16 protein-coding genes are annotated in these 17742 nt (G+C 60.8%); 6 read left to right on the top strand and 10 right to left on the bottom strand.

Annotated elements, in window-relative coordinates; genetic code table 11:
- Positions 1–78: 78 nt before the first annotated feature.
- Positions 79–3852 (top strand): methionine synthase, encoded by a 3774-nt coding sequence (metH, locus tag FY112_RS25510; protein WP_151519557.1) that lies wholly within the window; start codon positions 79–81, stop codon positions 3850–3852.
- A gap of 223 nt (positions 3853–4075) precedes the next feature.
- Here metH and FY112_RS25505 read toward each other — a convergent pair whose 3' ends face one another.
- The 4 genes from FY112_RS25505 to FY112_RS25490 all read right to left on the bottom strand — a co-directional run bounded on the left by FY112_RS25505 (position 4076) and on the right by FY112_RS25490 (position 6472).
- The gene (locus FY112_RS25505) at positions 4076–4504 is read right to left on the bottom strand and encodes a hypothetical protein (RefSeq protein WP_094088711.1); all 429 of its coding nucleotides are present in this window, start codon (positions 4502–4504) and stop codon (positions 4076–4078) included.
- A 6-nt stretch (positions 4505–4510) separates the two neighbouring features.
- Positions 4511–4765, bottom strand: a complete 255-nt coding sequence (locus FY112_RS25500) for a type II toxin-antitoxin system prevent-host-death family antitoxin (protein ID WP_017961356.1) — start codon at positions 4763–4765, stop codon at positions 4511–4513.
- A 61-nt stretch (positions 4766–4826) separates the two neighbouring features.
- Positions 4827–5591, bottom strand: a complete 765-nt coding sequence (locus FY112_RS25495) for a GntR family transcriptional regulator (protein WP_027664205.1) — start codon at positions 5589–5591, stop codon at positions 4827–4829.
- On the bottom strand, positions 5588–6472 hold the full coding sequence (locus FY112_RS25490) for an N-acetylglucosamine kinase (RefSeq protein WP_017961354.1): 885 nt from the start codon (positions 6470–6472) through the stop codon (positions 5588–5590). Before FY112_RS25490 ends, FY112_RS25495 begins: the two co-directional genes overlap by 4 nt.
- A 526-nt stretch (positions 6473–6998) precedes the next feature.
- Between FY112_RS25490 and FY112_RS25485 the strand changes: the two genes are divergently transcribed.
- The 5 genes from FY112_RS25485 (at position 6999) to FY112_RS25465 (ending at position 12346) form a co-directional block, all read left to right on the top strand.
- The gene (locus tag FY112_RS25485) at positions 6999–8258 is read left to right on the top strand and encodes an ABC transporter substrate-binding protein (protein WP_017961352.1); all 1260 of its coding nucleotides are present in this window, start codon (positions 6999–7001) and stop codon (positions 8256–8258) included.
- A 224-nt stretch (positions 8259–8482) separates the two neighbouring features.
- Positions 8483–9430 carry a sugar ABC transporter permease gene (locus tag FY112_RS25480; protein ID WP_011652846.1) on the top strand — a complete coding sequence of 316 codons (948 nt, stop codon included), beginning with the start codon at positions 8483–8485 and terminating at the stop codon, positions 9428–9430.
- 9 nt (positions 9431–9439) lie between these two features.
- Entirely contained in the window at positions 9440–10279 is an 840-nt protein-coding gene (locus FY112_RS25475) for a carbohydrate ABC transporter permease (protein ID WP_027664209.1), read from the top strand.
- Complete coding sequence (locus FY112_RS25470) at positions 10276–11334, top strand: Gfo/Idh/MocA family oxidoreductase (RefSeq protein ID WP_151519556.1); 1059 nt, start codon at positions 10276–10278, stop codon at positions 11332–11334. The genes FY112_RS25475 and FY112_RS25470 overlap by 4 nt, the downstream gene beginning before the upstream one ends.
- 10 nt (positions 11335–11344) lie before the next feature.
- Positions 11345–12346: an ABC transporter ATP-binding protein gene (locus tag FY112_RS25465; RefSeq protein WP_094088706.1), complete on the top strand. Its 1002-nt coding sequence runs from the start codon at positions 11345–11347 to the stop codon at positions 12344–12346.
- A gap of 71 nt (positions 12347–12417) precedes the next feature.
- Here the strand turns inward: FY112_RS25465 and FY112_RS25460 are convergent, their stop codons facing one another.
- The 6 genes from FY112_RS25460 to FY112_RS25435 form a co-directional block, all read right to left on the bottom strand.
- Complete coding sequence (locus FY112_RS25460) at positions 12418–12723, bottom strand: NIPSNAP family protein (RefSeq protein ID WP_094088705.1); 306 nt, start codon at positions 12721–12723, stop codon at positions 12418–12420.
- 195 nt (positions 12724–12918) lie between these two features.
- On the bottom strand, positions 12919–13980 hold the full coding sequence (locus FY112_RS25455; RefSeq protein ID WP_151519555.1) for an ABC transporter ATP-binding protein: 1062 nt from the start codon (positions 13978–13980) through the stop codon (positions 12919–12921).
- Between the two features lie 12 nt (positions 13981–13992).
- The gene (locus FY112_RS25450; protein WP_027664213.1) at positions 13993–14781 is read right to left on the bottom strand and encodes an ABC transporter permease; all 789 of its coding nucleotides are present in this window, start codon (positions 14779–14781) and stop codon (positions 13993–13995) included.
- Positions 14778–15671, bottom strand: a complete 894-nt coding sequence (locus tag FY112_RS25445; RefSeq protein ID WP_064652265.1) for an ABC transporter permease subunit — start codon at positions 15669–15671, stop codon at positions 14778–14780. Before FY112_RS25445 ends, FY112_RS25450 begins: the two co-directional genes overlap by 4 nt.
- Before the next feature lie 71 nt (positions 15672–15742).
- Positions 15743–16846 (bottom strand): ABC transporter substrate-binding protein, encoded by a 1104-nt coding sequence (locus tag FY112_RS25440; protein ID WP_131628528.1) that lies wholly within the window; start codon positions 16844–16846, stop codon positions 15743–15745.
- A gap of 191 nt (positions 16847–17037) precedes the next feature.
- Positions 17038–17742 (bottom strand): MurR/RpiR family transcriptional regulator (locus tag FY112_RS25435; RefSeq protein WP_246700742.1); only part of this gene is annotated, 705 nt, incomplete at its 5' end.

The following is a 17742-nucleotide window of genomic DNA, read 5'->3' as shown; positions in this document are numbered from 1 at the left end:
ATCGACAGGCATATATTGACATAAAGATATCTTTATGTGATTTGGAAGTCTGGTCTTACGACGTCAAGGAGCCCTCCCGTGTTTGACAATCTCTTTGGTCCGGAAACGGGCAAACGTGACGGCAGTGAAGTTTTCGCAGCTTTGAGACAAGCCGCGAGCGAACGCATCCTTGTTCTGGACGGCGCCATGGGCACGCAGATCCAGGGGCTTGGCTATGATGAAGACCAGTTCCGCGGGACGCGCTTCTTCGGCTGCGCCTGTCACCAGAAGGGCAATAACGACCTTCTGATCCTGACCCAGCCGGACGCGATCGAAGAGATCCATTACAGATACGCCAAGGCCGGCGCCGATATTCTAGAGACCAATACCTTCTCCTCGACCCGCATCGCGCAGGCCGATTACGAGATGGAAGGTGCGGTCTATGACCTCAACAAGGAAGGCGCCGAAATCGTGCGCCGGGCGGCACAGCGCGCCGAGCGCGAGGACGGCCGCCGCCGCTTCGTCGCCGGCGCCATCGGGCCGACCAACCGCACTGCCTCGATCTCGCCCGACGTCAACAATCCGGGTTTCCGCGCCGTCACCTTCGACGATCTGCGCACCGCTTATGGCGAGCAGATCGACGGGCTGATCGACGGTGGCGCCGACATCATCCTCATCGAGACGATCTTCGACACGCTGAACGCCAAGGCTGCGATCTTCGCCTGCGAGGAGCGCTTCGAGGCCAAGGGCGTGCGCCTGCCGGTGATGATCTCCGGCACGATCACCGATCTTTCAGGCCGCACGCTGTCCGGCCAGACGCCGTCGGCCTTCTGGAACTCGGTGCGCCATGCCAATCCCTTCACGATCGGGCTCAACTGCGCGCTCGGGGCCAATGCGATGCGCCCGCCCCTGCAGGAGCTGTCGGGTGTTGCCGACACCTTCATCTGCGCCTATCCGAATGCCGGCCTGCCGAACGAGTTCGGCCAGTATGACGAAACGCCGGAGCTGATGGCGGCGCAGATCGACGGCTTCGCCCGCGAGGGCCTCGTCAATATCGTCGGCGGCTGCTGCGGGTCGACGCCCGAGCATATCAAGGCGATCGCCGAGACCGTTGCCAAGTACAAGCCACGGCCGATTCCCGAGCATCGCCCCTTCATGTCGCTGTCGGGTCTCGAACCCTTCGAACTGACCAAGGACATTCCCTTCGTCAATGTCGGCGAGCGCACCAACGTCACCGGCTCGGCCCGCTTCCGCAAACTGATCACCAACGCCGATTTCACCGCAGCGCTCGATGTCGCCCGCGACCAGGTCGAGAACGGCGCGCAGGTGATTGACATCAACATGGACGAAGGCCTGATCGATTCCGAAAAGGCGATGGTCGAGTTCCTCAACCTCATCGCCGCCGAGCCTGACATCGCCCGCGTGCCTGTCATGATCGACTCGTCGAAGTTCTCGATCATCGAATCCGGCCTGAAGCGCGTCCAGGGCAAGCCGATCGTCAACTCGATCTCGCTGAAGGAAGGCGAGGAGAATTTCCTCGCCCAGGCGCGGCTGCTGCACAATTATGGTGCCGCCGTCGTCGTCATGGCCTTCGACGAGACGGGGCAGGCGGACAGCTACGAGCGCAAGGTGGATATCTGCACTCGTGCCTACAAGCTGCTGACCGAGAAGATCGGCTACCCGCCCGAGGATATCATCTTCGACCCGAACATCTTCGCGGTCGCGACCGGCATCGAAGAGCACAATAATTACGGCGTCGATTTCATCGAGGCGACGCGGACGATCCGCGAGCGCATGCCGCTGGTGCATATTTCGGGCGGTGTGTCGAACCTGTCCTTCTCGTTCCGCGGCAATGAGCCGGTGCGCGAGGCGATGCATGCCGTGTTCCTCTATCACGCCATCCAGGCGGGCATGGACATGGGCATCGTCAATGCCGGCCAGCTTGCCGTCTACGACAATATCGATCCCGAGCTGCGCGAGGCCTGCGAGGACGTGGTGCTGAACCGTCGTCCTGATGGTACCGAGCGGCTGCTCGAAGTGGCGGAGAAATTCCGTGGCGGCGCGGCACGCGAAGGCCGCGTCCAGGATCTTTCCTGGCGCGAATGGAGCGTCGAGAAGCGTCTCGAGCATGCGCTGGTCAACGGCATCACCGAATATATCGAGACCGATACCGAGGAGGCGCGCCTGCAGGCAGCTCGGCCGCTGCACGTCATCGAAGGGCCGCTGATGGCCGGCATGAACGTCGTCGGCGATCTCTTCGGCTCGGGCAAGATGTTCCTGCCGCAGGTGGTGAAGTCGGCGCGGGTGATGAAGCAGGCGGTGGCCGTGTTGCTGCCCTATATGGAAGAGGAAAAGCGCCTCAACGGCGGCGACCAGCGACGGTCGGCCGGCAAGATCCTGATGGCGACGGTCAAGGGCGACGTGCACGATATCGGCAAGAACATCGTCGGCGTCGTGCTTGCCTGCAACAATTACGAGATCGTCGACCTCGGCGTCATGGTGCCGGCGACGAAGATTCTCGAGACGGCCATTGCCGAGAAGGTCGACGTCATCGGCCTCTCCGGCCTGATCACGCCGTCGCTCGACGAGATGGTGCATGTTGCTGCCGAGATGGAGCGGCAGGGCTTCGAGATCCCGCTATTGATCGGCGGGGCGACGACCAGCCGCGTGCATACGGCCGTGAAGATCCATCCCGGCTACAACAAGGGGCAGACGGTTTACGTGACCGATGCGAGCCGCGCCGTCGGCGTTGTCTCGGCTCTGCTGTCGCCGGATAGCCGCCAGGGCTATGTCGACGATATCCGCGCCGAATATGCCAAGGTGGCGGCTGCCCATGCGCGTAGCGAGGCAGAGAAGGTGCGGCTGCCGTTGCCGCGAGCCCGCGAGAATGCCCACAAGGTCGACTGGTCTGCCTACCAGCCGAAGAAGCCGCAATTCTTCGGCACGCGGGTGTTCGAGGATTACGATCTGGCCGAGCTTGCCAAATATATCGACTGGACGCCGTTCTTCCAGACCTGGGAATTGCGCGGCCGTTATCCTGCCATTCTCGAAGACGAGAAGCAGGGCGAGGCGGCGCGCGCGCTCTGGGCCGATGCGCAGGCGATGCTGACGAAGATCATCGACGAGAAGTGGTTCCGCCCGCGCGCCGTCATCGGCTTCTGGCCGGCCGGCGCGGTCGGCGACGATATCCGGCTGTTCACGGACGAGGGCCGCAGCCAAGAACTGGCTACTTTCTACACGTTGCGTCAGCAGCTTTCGAAGCGGGACGGGCGGCCGAACGTGGCACTTTCCGATTTCGTGGCGCCGGTTTCAAGCGGCGTTGAGGATTATGTCGGCGGCTTCGTGGTGACGGCCGGCATCGAGGAAATCGCCATCGCCGAGCGTTTCGAGCGGGCGAACGACGATTATTCCTCAATCCTCGTCAAGGCGCTGGCCGACCGCTTCGCCGAAGCTTTTGCCGAGCGTATGCATGAGCAGGTGCGCCGCGAATACTGGGGCTATGCCAAGGACGAGACGCTCAGCAAAGAGGACCTCATCACCGAAGCCTATGCCGGCATTCGCCCGGCGCCCGGTTATCCCGCCCAGCCCGACCACACCGAAAAGGCAACACTCTTCAAGCTGCTCGATGCTGAAAAAGCGGCCGGCGTGAAGCTGACGGAGAGCTATGCGATGTGGCCCGGTTCCTCGGTCTCGGGCCTCTATATCGGCCACCCCGACTCCTATTATTTCGGTGTCGCCAAGGTGGAGCGCGATCAGGTGGAAGACTATGCGGCCCGCAAGGGCATGCAGGTTTCCGAGGTCGAGCGCTGGCTCGGACCGGTGTTGAACTATGTGCCGCGCAAGGCCGAAACCGAGATAGAGGATGCGGCGTAACCAGCCGTTTGGCGTCGTCCGCTGATAAAGTGATTCAAGAAACGAGGAAGCCGGAAAGTGATTCACTTTCCGGCTTCATGTTTTTGAAAATAAATGTGAAAATCATATCGCTGAACTTAACCTGGAGCAGGTCGCACAAAGTGTGCTGCGGTTTTGCGGTAACGACATGCATAAAAACAAAGACCTAAAGCGCGAGGAGCGAATACGAAGGGTGCGGCACGCTTTAGCGGCGAACGGGATCACTTTTCCTGGCTTTGGCGAGATCAAGAAACCTCGCCTTGATCGTTGCAAAAAGTCCAGGCGGAATGAAGCCATAAGCGAGTATTCCTCCGCTGCCGGGCACTGGCGAAAGTCCGCCATTCGGCCATTCATCGATATTGTATTCCGAGATGATAACCCAACTCGGCTCATCATCCAGACCGATTGCCTGCTTCACCTTCGGCGGGATTTCGATTCCGACCGTTTCGCCTGAAGGCGGGGTGTGCGTGATCGGCAACAGAACGACGTAGCGGGGATTGGCGAGGCTATCGCTTGCCGCGACGAGACAGGCTGGTCTGTCCTTGCCCTGGTCGCGACCCGCCAATGCTTCGCGCGACCAGAGGTAATCGTAGCGCACGACCAAGCCCGACCTCGGTTCGGGAAGCGACGCCATGCGATGTTATTTCAGCAATTCATCGAGAGGAGCGTGGACAGGATCCATCTCTGCGCGCTCAATGGCATCGATGACGACAGAAAGGGCATCGGCGGTTTTGTGCGTCCGTTGCGCGGCGGCCTTCAGCCAATCATAGTGTTCCGCGGACATGAGGATGAATTCACGACGGCCATGCCGGGTGATCTCGACAGGTTCACGTTGCGCCTGATGCTGGAATTCGCCGAATTTACGCTGAAATTCCAGAGCCGTGGTCTGAGCCATCTTACCCGTTCCAACTTACGATATCCGAATTATACGTATAATTCGGATAAATTCAAGCCTCTCACGTCACCGCGATCGTCAGCTCCGCGACAAAGTCATAGGCATCGCCGCGATAGAGCGAGCGGGTGAATTCGACGGCGCGGCCGGAGCCGAGATAGGAGATACGCTCGATCGACAGGCCGGCCGCACCGACGGAGACGCCGAGAAGCTGGGCGTCGGCTTCCTTCATATTGGTCGCGGAGATGCGCTGCACGGCGCGCACCGGGCGGACCTGAAGGCGTTCGAGTTCGGCATAGAGCGAATTGGTGACGGCCGAGGGATCGGGCAGGAATTCGCCGGAGACACTGGCATTCTCGATCGCCAGCGGCTGGTCGTCGGCGATGCGCAGGCGGGAAAGGCGCGAAACCTTGACGTCGGTACCGAGGCCAAGGATCATCATCTCGTCGGGCGAGGGGGTGTGGACGCCTTTGTGCAGCCATTCGGAGCGGGAGGACATGCCGCGGCGCGCCATGTCTTCGGTGAAGGAAGTGAGCTGCGACAGGCGCTGCTCAACCTTGGAGACCGGCTTGGCGACGAAGGTGCCTGAACCGTGACGGCGCACCAGCAGGCCATCGGCGACGAGTTCGTCGATCGCCTTGCGCACGGTGACTCGACTGACGGCGGCGAATTCGGCGATGTCGCGTTCGGGGGGCAACGCATCGCCGTGACCAAGCGTGCCGGCGCGCACGGCTCCTTCGAGCGTGCGGCGCAGCTTGACGTAGAGCGGACCTGTGCCGGCTGCCTGCAGGCGCTCCAGGGAAAGGAGGGTAGCGAGGTCGTCGGTCATGCCGCACCTCTCTGCCTGTCGTTTAAGAGCTTGACCGCAAGTTCCACCGCGCCTTGCAGGGCATCGCCTTTCGGTCTGGCAAGCAGCGACCGGTAGCGTTCGGAAAGCCACGGCTCGTAGGCTTCGGCAAGACCGCCGAGCAGGCAGATCGATGGGCATTCGGGCCAGAGCAGTGCTTCGAGACTTTCGCCGATCGCCGTTGCCGCATCCGTGACGATGCCGGCCGCGACGGCATCGTCCTTGGCGGCATGTTGGAAGACAACAGGCGCGTAACGGGCAAAATCCTTCGGCCTTGCCGAATGGGCGAATTCGACGATGCGCTCGGGATCGTTGCCGTATTCTGTCATGACCGCGTCGGTGATCGGCGAGGCCGGGTGCACCCCGTCATGGGCAAGCAGTGATCGTTCCAGGAGGTCGCGGCCGAGGCGGGCACCGCTTGCCTGGTCGCCGACAACGAAACCCCAGCCGCCGATGCCGTTCAGCCGGCCGTCCTTGCGGGCATTATAGACCGAGCCTGTTCCGAAGGCGCCAACGATGCCGTCGGCATCTCCGAGCGCGCCCTGCAGGGCGATCAGCGCATCCGTGACGACGCGGCCCTCGGCAAAGGGCAGGGCCTTTTCGATCCGCCTGCCGTAATCGCCGACATTGGCGCCTGCGACGCCGACGACGGCTGCGACGGAGGGAAGGGTTTCAGCGGCAAGCCCAGCATCGCTTAGCGCCTGCCGGGCGGATTCGACGATGTTGAGAAGAGAGTTTTCCAGATCCGACAGGATGTTGGCAGGGCCTGATTTGCCGCGGCCGATGACATTGCCGTTCCTGTCCGCGACTGCGGCCCGGCAGCTCGTTCCGCCGCCGTCTATGCCGATTGCAAGCTCCGTCATCGGGCCTCCGAATATGCCGTTCCCTATGTTTTTTAATACAATACCAAAAAAATACCATTTACCAAGTGGGAATGACACAGAAAATCAATCTTTTTATCATATTGATTTTGCTTGATTAAATTTTTTAATGAGTTTTATCAGGCCGAAAAGTTAAATTCGGCTGGACAATTGGTATTTTTTTGGCATTAATTCGGCAAAAGGGAACAGCACTTCGAAGCCCACGAAAACCGGCAGTTAAACCAAGCCGGAACCGCTTCGAGGATGATCGAGATGACAACCCGCCGGCCCGTCAAGCTGGTGGTGAAGGTCAGGCATCCATCGGCTTTCCCCATCATTTCGCCACCTGGTGCAGTCGCCGGGAAGGCGCGCAGTTCGGCCGCAGGCGTCCGCCTTCGTGTCCGTTGAGCTTTCGGGACCGGCATTGCTGGCGGTCCTCCAAGGGGCATTGGGTGTTACCTCAAACACGCCAATTGCTTGTTTCAGATCGAAGACAGCGCCTAGCGGCGCTTTAAAACAGGAGAGGGAAATGAAAAACACTGCTCTGAAAAGCTTGCTGCTTGCCTCCAGTCTGCTGACTTCAGCGGGCCTCGTCCATGCCGCCGACGTCACGCTGACGGTGGAAAGCTGGCGTAACGACGATCTGCAGATCTGGCAGGAAAAGATCATCCCGGCCTTCGAAGCCAAGAACCCGGGCATCAAGATCGTCTTCTCGCCGACCGCGCCGACCGAATACAACGCCTCGCTGAACGCCAAGCTTGATGCCGGCTCCGCAGGCGATATCATCACCTGCCGTCCGTTCGATGCCTCGCTCGAACTCTTCAACAAGAAGCAGCTCGCCGACATCACCAGCCTGCCTGGCATGGAGAACTTCTCGCCGGTCGCCAAGGCCGCCTGGAGCACCGACGACGGCAAGTCCACCTTCTGCGTGCCTATGGCTTCGGTCATTCACGGCTTCATCTACAACAAGGATGCCTTCGACAAGCTCGGCATCTCCGTGCCGAAGACGCAGGACGAGTTCTACGCAGCGCTCGACAAGATCAAGGCCGACGGCACCTACATTCCGCTCGCCATGGGCACGAAGGACCTCTGGGAAGCCGCTACCATGGGCTATCAGAACATCGGCCCGAACTACTGGAAGGGTGAGGACGGCCGCGCCGCTCTGATCGCCGGCAAGCAGAAGCTGACCGATGCCGAATGGGTCAAGCCCTATGAAGAGCTTGCCAAGTGGAAGCCCTATCTCGGCGACGGCTTCGAGGCCCAGACCTACTCCGACAGCCAGAACCTGTTCACGCTCGGCCGCGCGGCGATCTATCCTGCCGGTTCGTGGGAAATCGCGCTGTTCAACAGCCAGGCCCAGTTCAAGATGGGCGCCTTCCCGCCGCCGGTTCCGAAGGCAGGCGACACGGGCTACATCTCCGACCATCCGGATATCGGCGTCGCGCTGAACGCGAAGAGCACTCACGCCGAGGAAGCCAAGAAGTTCCTCAGCTGGGTCGCTTCGCCGGAGTTCGCCGATATCTACGCCAACTCGCTGCCGGGCTTCTTCAGCCTGAACTCCACCCCGGTCAAGATGTCCGATCCGCTCGCTCAGGAATTCGTTTCCTGGCGCGGCCCCTACAAGTCGACGGTGCGCTCGACCTACCAGATCCTGTCGCGTGGCACGCCGAACCTCGAAAACGAGACCTGGGTCGAATCGGCCAACGTGATCAACGGCACGGATACGCCTGCGGTCGCCGCCAAGAAGCTGCAGGACGGCCTCGACAGCTGGTACAAGCCGGCCAAGTGATAGCGTGTGAGAGGGGGCGGCGTTTGCCGCCCCTCATCCGGCCTGCCGGCCACCTTCTCCCACTTCAGGGGAGAAGGAGACTCGCAGCGACCTCCCAGCCCGACATGGCATCAAAGCAGGGCACATTCCTTCTCCCCACAGCCGGAGAGAGGGTCAGGGGTGAGGCGCAATGTTTTCCATCTGCGCTGCATCTTGCGGCCAGTCGACAAGAACAGGCAAAAGCCATGAGCGAAACCGACAACACGGTCGATATCGTCCCGATCAGGCGCCCGGTGCGCTGGCACATCTTCGTCTTCATGCTGCCGGCCCTGATCGTCTATTCCGCCGTCATGGTGCTGCCGCTCATCGAAACGCTCAGGCTTTCGCTCTACAATACGGTCGACGGACAGCCGGCCTTCGTCGGACTGGCGAATTTCAAGGTGCTGTTCGGCGATGCGCGCTGGGCGCGCGATTTCTGGAATGCGCTGGTCAACAACCTGATCTTCTTTGCCATCCACATGTGCGTGCAGAACCCGATCGGCGTGGCGCTTGCCGCCCTGCTTTCGGTGCCGAAGCTGCGCGGCGTCGCCTTCTACCGCACGGCAATGTTCCTGCCGACGCTCCTGTCCTTCGTCATCGTCGGCTTCATCTGGAAGCTCATCCTTTCGCCGATCTGGGGTGTGGCGCCCTGGATGCTTGATCTCATCGGCTTGAAATTCCTGTTCGCACCCTGGCTCGGCAAGTCCGGTTCGGCGCTGATCGCGGTGTCGCTGATCTCGAACTGGCAATATATCGGCATTCCGATGATGCTGATCTATGCCGCACTGCTCAGCATCCCCGAAGAGGTGATCGAGGCGGCCGAATGCGACGGCATTACCGGTTGGGCCCAATTCTGGAAAATCAAGCTGCCGCTCATCCTGCCAGCGATCGGCATCATCTCGATCCTGACCTTCGTCGGCAATTTCAACGCCTTCGACCTGGTCTATACCGTGCAGGGCGCGCTCGCCGGGCCTGACATGTCGACCGACATTCTCGGCACGCTGCTCTACCGCACCTTCTTCGGTTTCCAGCTTCAGCTCGGCGACCGCTCGATGGGCGCGACGATTGCCACGGTGATGTTCCTCATCATCCTCGCCGGCGTCTCGCTTTATCTGTTCGTCATCCAGCGGCGCATGCGTCGCTACCAGTTCTGAGGAGCGCGCATGTCCAAGGCACGCACATCTCCCATCCGCACCGGCCTCGTGCATCTGGCTCTCAGCGCCTATACGCTGGTCGCGCTGTTTCCGGTCTTTCTGACGATCGTCAACTCGTTCAAGGATCGCGCTTCGATCTTCCGCGAGCCGTTGATGATCCCGACGCCGTCGACCTTCAGCCTCGTCGGCTATCAGACGGTGCTCGGGCAGGGCGATTTTGCCAACTATTTCCAGAACAGCTTCATCGTCACGATCGTCTCGATCCTGCTGGTGCTGCTGTTCGGTGCCATGGCGGCCTTTGCGCTTTCCGAATACCGTTTCCGCGGCAATATGCTGCTCGGGCTCTACATGGCGATTGGCATCATGATCCCGATCCGTCTCGGCACGGTGGCGATCCTGCAGGGCATGGTGGCGGCTGGCCTCGTCAATACGCTGACGGCGTTGATCCTCGTCTATACCGCGCAGGGCATACCGCTGGCGATCTTCATCCTGTCGGAATTCATGCGCACGGTTTCGGACGATCTGAAGAATGCCGGGCGCATCGACGGGCTTTCCGAATATGCGATCTTCTTCCGCCTGGTGCTGCCGCTGGTGCGCCCGGCCATGGCGACGGTCGCGGTCTTCACCATGATCCCGATCTGGAACGATCTCTGGTTCCCGCTGATCCTGGCGCCCTCCGAGGCCACCAAAACGGTGACGCTCGGATCGCAGATCTTCATCGGCCAGTTCGTCACCAACTGGAATGCGGTGCTGGCGGCCCTGTCGCTGGCGATCCTGCCGATCCTCGTCCTCTACGTCATCTTCTCGCGGCAGCTGATCCGCGGCATCACGTCAGGAGCCGTCAAGTGACCGAAAAACCGATCCGCGTCCTCGTTGCCGGACTCGGCAATATGGGCCGCAGCCATGCGCTCGCCTATCACAATAATCCCGGCTTCGAGGTCGTCGGTCTCGTCAACCGCTCGACGCCGCAATTGGAGCCTGAGCTGAAGGGCTATACGATCCATCCCGACTTCACGACGGCGCTGGCCGAGCTGAAGCCGGACCTCTGCTCCATCAATACCTATTCCGACAGCCATGCCGATTATGCTGTCGCCGCCTTCGAGGCCGGCTGCGATGTCTTCGTGGAAAAGCCGCTGGCGACAACGGTCGCAGACGCGGAGCGCGTCGTCGCGGCAGCCAGGAAGGCGGGGCGCAAGCTGGTGATCGGTTATATCCTTCGCCATCATCCTTCCTGGATGAAGCTGATCGAGGAGGCGCGCAAGCTCGGCCCGCCTTACGTCTTCCGCATGAACCTCAACCAGCAGTCCAGCGGCCCGACCTGGGCGACGCACAAGTCGCTGATGCGCACGACCTCGCCGATCGTCGATTGCGGCGTGCATTATGTCGACGTCATGTGCCAGATCACCGATGCGAGGGCCGTCGAGGTACGCGGCATGGGACTGCGCATGTCCCACGAGATCGCTGCCGACATGTATAATTACGGTCACCTGCAGGTGCTGTTCGAGGACGGTTCCGTCGGCTGGTACGAGGCCGGCTGGGGCCCGATGATCTCGGAAACAGCCTTCTTCGTGAAAGATGTGATGTCGCCGAAGGGGGCGGTGTCGATCGTCATGGATCCGAACGCGAGGTCCGACGATATCGACACGCACACCAAGACCTCGGTGATCCGCCTGCACACGGCCGAGACTGGGCCTGACGGCAAGTTCATCCGGCCTGACCAGGATATGACGATGACGGGCGAGCCCGGTCATCAGGCGCTCTGCGACCTGGAACAGGCCTTCATGCTGAGGGCGATCCGCGAGGATCTGGACCTCGACCGCCATATGGCGGATGCGGTGGCGTCGCTGCGCATCTGCCTTGCCGCCGACGAGAGCGTGCGCACCGGCCAGCCGGTCAGATTATAAGGAAAGACCCGTGGGATCGCTTCAACTCAAATCCATCCGCAAGACCTATGGCACGCATGAAGTGCTGAAAGGCATCGACCTCGAGGTCAAGGACGGCGAATTCGTCATCTTCGTCGGGCCGTCGGGCTGCGGGAAATCGACGCTGTTGCGCAGCATTGCAGGCCTCGAAGACGTCACGTCAGGCGCCGTCGTCATCAATGGCCGCGATGAGACCCTGACGCCGCCGGCCAAGCGCGGCATCGCCATGGTGTTTCAGTCCTACGCGCTCTATCCGCATCTGACGGTCAAGGACAATATGGGACTTGGTCTCAAGCAGGCCGGCACCGCCAAGGATGAGATCGATAGGCGTGTCGGCAAGGCATCCGGCATGCTCTCGCTGCAACCCTATCTGGCGCGCCGGCCGGCCGAGCTCTCCGGCGGCCAGCGCCAGCGCGTCGCCATCGGCCGCGCCATCGTGCGCGAACCGGAACTCTTCCTGTTCGATGAGCCGCTGTCGAACCTCGATGCGGCGCTGCGCGTCCAGACCCGCCTCGAAATCGCCCGGCTGCACCGCAGCCTGAAGGCAACGATGATCTATGTCACCCACGACCAGGTCGAGGCGATGACGCTTGCCGACAAGATCGTGGTGCTGAATGCCGGCGCGATCGAGCAGATCGGTTCGCCGATGGAACTCTACAAACGACCGGCCAATGTCTTCGTCGCCGGCTTCATCGGCTCGCCGCAGATGAATTTCATTGCGGCAGAGAAGGTCGGCGACCACAGCGCCAAGACGATCGGCGTGCGTCCCGAACACCTGACGCTGTCGCGCGACCAGGGGACTTGGGCTGCGAAGGTCGTGCATGTCGAGCATCTCGGGGCCGACACGATCATCTATCTGGAATCCGACCAGTGCGGCCTGCTGACCGCACGTCTGTTTGGCGAGCATCAGTACGAGCCGGACGAGATCGTCTATGCGACGCCGGATCAGGCGCACGTCCATCGTTTCGACGTCGACGACCAGGCGATCCGTTAAGCGCATGACAGAACGAAAAGCCCGCCAGCCAACCCGACGGGGTTTTCGTTTCCAGTCGGGTGCGGGTTTGATCAGCCGAGTACGGGCCGCATGAAGCTGCGTTCATAGCTGACGATACTGCGGTTACGTTTGTCGAGTTCGAAAGCCGCCTGACATTCCGGATCGCTTGCCATGCGTGTGCGATAGTCCTCGTAGGCGGCAAGGCTCGGGAAGGAAAACAGTGCAATGGCAATGTTGTTGGCGCCTTCGGATGGCAGGAAATAACCGTGATGGGTGCCGCCCATCCTGTTGACGATCGGAATCCAGAGCCGGGCATATTGCTCGAATTCGGCAAGCTTGTACGGATCGATCACATAGCGCAGGTGGCAGGTAATCATTGAAATATCCCATTTCTTAAAGTGCCAGGCAGAGGGCTACCGGGCTCATTTGGTTTGCTCAACTTCTGGCACCGGCCTCGGAGAGTTCAAGTGCCTTATGGTGATAGCTGCATCACGATTGCTGACAGGTCGGACAACCTGAAATGAAAAAGGCGTCGTTTCGCGGCGCCCTTTGCCTCAGCAGTATTGGCGAAATCAGTCGCGGATGATCAGCAGGTCGGCTGCCATGAAGCGCAGGGTTACGGTTTCGCCGGCCTGCGGCGGGGTGATGCCGGGGCTGTTGAACATGTCGAAGGAGATGACGTTGCCCCCAACATTCATGCGGGTGCGAATGACCGACCCCAGGAAGTGGGCCGAAACGACCTGGCCGGTCAGCGCCGTGTCGCTCTTGACGCTGTCGGAGAGCGAGCCGGCTTCCGGACGCAGGGCCAGCGAGATGGTTTCGCCAGTCTTGTGAGCGGCCACCGACTGCTTCAGCGTTATGCCCTGATCACCGATCTGGATGCGGTTGGTGTCGGGATCGACGACTTTGGCTTCGATGAGGTTCAGCGTGCCGACGAAGGAGGCGACGAAGCGCGTCGCCGGCGTGTTGTAGATCTCGAAGGGCGAACCGATCTGGTCAGCCTTGCCGGCATTCATGACGACGATGCGGTCGGAGATCGACAGGGCTTCTTCCTGATCATGGGTGACGAAGACCGTGGTGATGCCGAGCTGCTGCTGGATCTGGCGAATTTCCTCGCGCAGCGAGACGCGGATCTTGGCGTCGAGCGCGGAGAGCGGCTCGTCAAGCAACAGCACCTGCGGCTTGACGGCAAGCGCGCGGGCAAGGGCGACACGCTGCTGCTGGCCGCCCGATAGTTGATAGGGGAAGCGGTCGGCCAGATGATCGAGTTTGATCAGGCCGAGCATTTCCTTGACGCGGGCGTCGATCTTGGGCTTCGGCGCGCCGGCGACCTTGAGGCCGAAGGCGACATTGTCGTGCACGGTCATGTTGGGGAACAATGCATAAGCCTGGAAGACCATGCCGATGTTGCGCTGGTTCGGCTTCAGCGAGCTCTGATCCTTGCCATTGATGGTCAGCGTGCCGCCGGTCGGCGTTTCGAAGCCGGCGATCATGCGCAGGACGGTCGTCTTACCGCAGCCTGACGGGCCGAGAAAGGAGACGAACTCACCCTTTTCAATCGTCATGTTGAAGTTCTTGACGACCTGCACCGGGCCGAAGGATTTCTGAATGTTGGTCAGTGTGAGAAAGGACATGAACCAGTTACCTTAAGCCTTTGCCGGGCGGGCTTTGCCGACGCGGGAAACGAGATTGAGCAGGCCCATGCTGAGCCAGGTGATCGAGAAGGCGATGACGGCGAGCGCCGAAGGCTCATAGGCCTTGTTGGCACCGACGAGCTGCAGGTAGGGACCGAAGGCCGGACGGTTGAGCAGTGCGGCGAAGGTGAATTCACCCATGACGATCGCGAGCGTGATAAAGGCGCCTGAGAGCACGCCGCTCATGACGTTGGGGAAAATGCACTTGAACATGATGGTCGTCCAGCTGGCGCCAAGACTTTCGGCTGCCTCCGTCAGGGTGCGGACGTCGATGGCGCGCATGGCGGTATCGACGGCGCGGTACATGTAGGGCAGGGACAGGGTGATATAGGAGAAGACCAGCAGGATGTTGGTGCCAGTCGTTGAACCCGTCAGCGGCAGGTAGGACGACGAATTGTACATCCTGAGGTAACCGAAGACGATGACGATCGCCGGAATGACAAGCGGCAGCAGCGTGATGAATTCGACGACGGGGCGCATCTGCGGCAGGCGCAGCCGCACCCAATAGGCCGTTGGCACGACGAGCAGCATGCCGAAGACGATGGTCAGCAGCGCCATCAGCATGGAATAGCCGAAGGTCTCGCGGAACTGAATGTCCGAGAAGACCGATTGATAGGCGTCGAGGCTGTATTCGCCGCGGCGCATGCGCAGCGAAAACTCGATTGTGCCGATCAGCGGGATGATGAAGTAGGACGCGCCGAGAATGATGGCGATCCAGGCTCCGAGACGTTGAGCTTTCATTTCTGCCACCGTTCGGCGCGCATGCGCAGCAGGAGGTAAAGGACGTTGGAGACGCCGGTGATGACGATCATGCCGAGCGCGATGGCGTAACCGAGGTTGGCATTATGCAGAACATCGCCGCGGATCTGCGCATAAAGCAGGATTGGCACGATGTTCAGCGAGCTGCCGGTCAGCGCAAAGGCTGTGGCGATGGCGCCGAAGGCATTGGCAAAGAGCAGCAGCGTCGTGCCGAGCAGGCTTGGCCAGAGGATCGGCAGCGCGACCATCGTCCAGTACTGACGGTTGGTGGCCCCGAGAATCTGCGATGCTTCGCGCCATTCCTTCTTCATGCCGTCGAGAGCCGGCGTCAGGATCAGCACCATCAGCGGAATCTGGAAATACATGTAGGTGATGGTGAGGCCGAAGAAGGACAGCAGGTTGAAGCCGGTGCCGTAGAGATTGAAGCCGAACCATTCGCGCAGGAAGATCGTCACAAGGCCGGTGCGGCCGAGCGTTGCGAGGAAGGCGAAGGCGAGCGGCACGCCGGCGAAATTCGAGGCGACGCCGGAGAAGGTCAACAGCGTCGAGCGCACGGAGGCGGGCAGGCCGCCGAGCACGACGGCCCAGGCAAGGAAAAAGCCGATCAACGCGCCGCCGAGGGCGGAGGCGACCGAGACGCGGATACTGATCCAGTAAGCGCTCATGATTGATGGCGTAAAAAGATCGCCGATATTCTTCAGCGTGAAATCGCCCTCGGGCGTCAGGAACGCGCCCACCACGAGATAAAGCGTGGGGATGATCAGGAATAGCAGGGAGAAAATAATGAAGGGTGCGATGCCCAGCCAGTCGATCACGCGGTCTTTGTTGATCAAGGGGGCACTGCTCGCCATCGGCGTTGAAACGGTGCTCATGGAAAAGCTCATCCTGGGGCGTCGGAGTGAGAAGACCTCCCCGCCTTACGGCGGGGAGGCAGGATCAAACTTTACTGAACGTTGGCGCCGACGACGGAATCCCAGTTCTTGGTGATGGTTTCCTTGCCGGCGGCCTGCTCTTCCAGCGTCGGGAAGACAGCCTTTTCATAGGCTGCTGCCGGCGGCAGCTTGTCGAGCAGTTCCTTCGGGATCTTGTTGTTCTTGGCAAGATCGTTGAAGCGGATCGGGTGGCAATAGCCCTTCAGCCAGCCGAGCTGACCTTCGTCGGAATAGAGATATTCCATCCAGAGCTTGGCAGCGTTCGGGTGCGGAGCGAAGGCGGAAATCGCCTGAACGTAGACGCCGGCTACGACGCCGGTCTTCGGAACGACGACCTCGAACGGAGGATTGCCCTTCAGGCCTTCTCCCCACGAGAGGGCGTTGTAGTCCCACGCGATGACGATTGGCGTGGAGCCCTGCGCGAAGGGAGCAGCCTTGCCGACGACCGGCACGAAATTGCCGCTCTTGTTCAGTTCGGCGAAGAACTTCAGGCCCTCTTCGCCTGCCTTGGCAGCGTCGCCGCCGGATGCGGAAAGACCAGCGGCATAGACGCCCTGGACAGCCTGGTTGGCGCTGCGCGGATCGCCTGCGAGGGCGACGCTGTTTGCATAGTCGCTCTTCTTCAGGTCGGCCCAGTCAGTCGGCGATTCCTTGACGAGATCCTTGTTCACCAGGAGCGCGAGAACGCCGTAATAGTCGCCGTACCAGTAGCCTTCAGCATCCTTGGCGCTGTCAGGAATGGAATCCCAGGTGGAGACCTTATAAGGCTGGATCAGGCCGTCTTTCTTGGCAGACGGGCCGAAAGAGAGGCCGACGTCGATGACGTCAGGAGCCTGCGGGCCGGTGTTGCCCTTGTTGGCCTTGATGGCTTCGATTTCGTCGCCCGAACTTGCATCCGGGTTCAGTTCGTTGACCTCGAGGCCGTACTTGGCCTTGAAGCCGGCAATGACTTCGCCATAGCCGCACCAGCTGTGCGGCAGAGCGATCGTCGTCAGGCTTCCTTCTTTTTTGGCGGCGGCGATAAGTTCAGCGCTCGGCTCGGCGGAGGCAATCGCGGTCGAGGCCACGATCATCGCAGTAGAAAGCGACAGAAGTCGAGAAATGTTAGAGATCACTGTTGTTCTCCTTCGGGTTTTCAGTGTCTGGCGATGCTGTTAATGAGATTACATGAAGCTTGTGTGACAGTTCGGTGACGTTAATTCTGCTGTGAATAGCAGGGGTTGCGACAAATGCTTTATTTGCGACAACGCCGTCTGTTTCCGCGAAAAATCCGTCATTGTTTTTCTTCTGTTTTAGTCTTGTCCTCCTAACCCGGTTTGCGGAAAAGCCTGGTCTGCTCGAACAGGCCTTCCAGTGTCTTCATGCGCTCCTTCGTCTCGTCCCAGGTCGAATTCTGCACGGCCTCGATCAGCGCTTCGACGATGAAAAGGGTGACGACGGAGGAATCCCAGGCCGACGGCGCCTCGATCCGGACGCGGAAGGCATGCCTGGCGAGCTTGGCCGCGGGCGAACCCCACTGGTCGGTGAAGACGATGATTTCGGCGCCGCGCTTGCGGGCGGCGGTCGCAAGGCTCACCATCTCCTGCTCATAGCGGCGGATGTCGAAGATGATCAGGATGTCGCCGGCATTCATGTTGAGGACATATTGCGGCCAGCTGCTGGAATTCGACGATAGCAGCGTCGTTGCCGGCCGGATCACCTGCATATGCGTGAAAAAATATTCGGCAAGCGCGCCGGTGATGCGGCCGCCAACGAAATAAAGGCCGCGCTTGCGGTCGGAGAGCAACGCGGCGACGCTGTCGAACGTCGCGGTGTCGAGATCGGTCAGCGTCTGGCGCAGATTGCCCATGATGGCATCGGCGAAACGGTTGAGAATATGGGTGCCTGGTGCGTTCTGCGCCCAGCGGTCGTGCTTGGCGATCGGGTTCGAGATCGTCGCTTCGACTTCCTGATGCAGATGCGCCTGAAAGTCCGGATAACCCTTGAAGCCGAGCTTCTGCACCATGCGCAC

Source organism: Rhizobium sp. PEPV16 (assembly GCF_008919455.1).
Lineage (GTDB): Bacteria > Pseudomonadota > Alphaproteobacteria > Rhizobiales > Rhizobiaceae > Rhizobium > Rhizobium leguminosarum_Q.
The sequence above is the reverse complement of the archived record's forward strand: the minus strand, read 5'-3'. Positions and strand labels throughout refer to the sequence as shown.

What these genes read in the sequence shown, in the direction of transcription:
- FY112_RS25455 (WP_151519555.1), bottom strand. Translation starts at nt 13,980, where the DNA reads ATGTCCTTTCTCACACTGACCAACATTCAGAAATCCTTCGGCCCGGTG.
- FY112_RS25475 (WP_027664209.1), top strand. Translation starts at nt 9,440, where the DNA reads ATGTCCAAGGCACGCACATCTCCCATCCGCACCGGCCTCGTGCATCTG.
- FY112_RS25505 (WP_094088711.1), bottom strand. Translation starts at nt 4,504, where the DNA reads ATGGCGTCGCTTCCCGAACCGAGGTCGGGCTTGGTCGTGCGCTACGAT.
- FY112_RS25485 (WP_017961352.1), top strand. Translation starts at nt 6,999, where the DNA reads ATGAAAAACACTGCTCTGAAAAGCTTGCTGCTTGCCTCCAGTCTGCTG.
- FY112_RS25480 (WP_011652846.1), top strand. Translation starts at nt 8,483, where the DNA reads ATGAGCGAAACCGACAACACGGTCGATATCGTCCCGATCAGGCGCCCG.
- FY112_RS25500 (WP_017961356.1), bottom strand. Translation starts at nt 4,765, where the DNA reads ATGGCTCAGACCACGGCTCTGGAATTTCAGCGTAAATTCGGCGAATTC.
- FY112_RS25445 (WP_064652265.1), bottom strand. Translation starts at nt 15,671, where the DNA reads ATGAGCACCGTTTCAACGCCGATGGCGAGCAGTGCCCCCTTGATCAAC.
- FY112_RS25460 (WP_094088705.1), bottom strand. Translation starts at nt 12,723, where the DNA reads ATGATTACCTGCCACCTGCGCTATGTGATCGATCCGTACAAGCTTGCC.
- FY112_RS25490 (WP_017961354.1), bottom strand. Translation starts at nt 6,472, where the DNA reads ATGACGGAGCTTGCAATCGGCATAGACGGCGGCGGAACGAGCTGCCGG.
- FY112_RS25495 (WP_027664205.1), bottom strand. Translation starts at nt 5,591, where the DNA reads ATGACCGACGACCTCGCTACCCTCCTTTCCCTGGAGCGCCTGCAGGCA.
- FY112_RS25450 (WP_027664213.1), bottom strand. Translation starts at nt 14,781, where the DNA reads ATGAAAGCTCAACGTCTCGGAGCCTGGATCGCCATCATTCTCGGCGCG.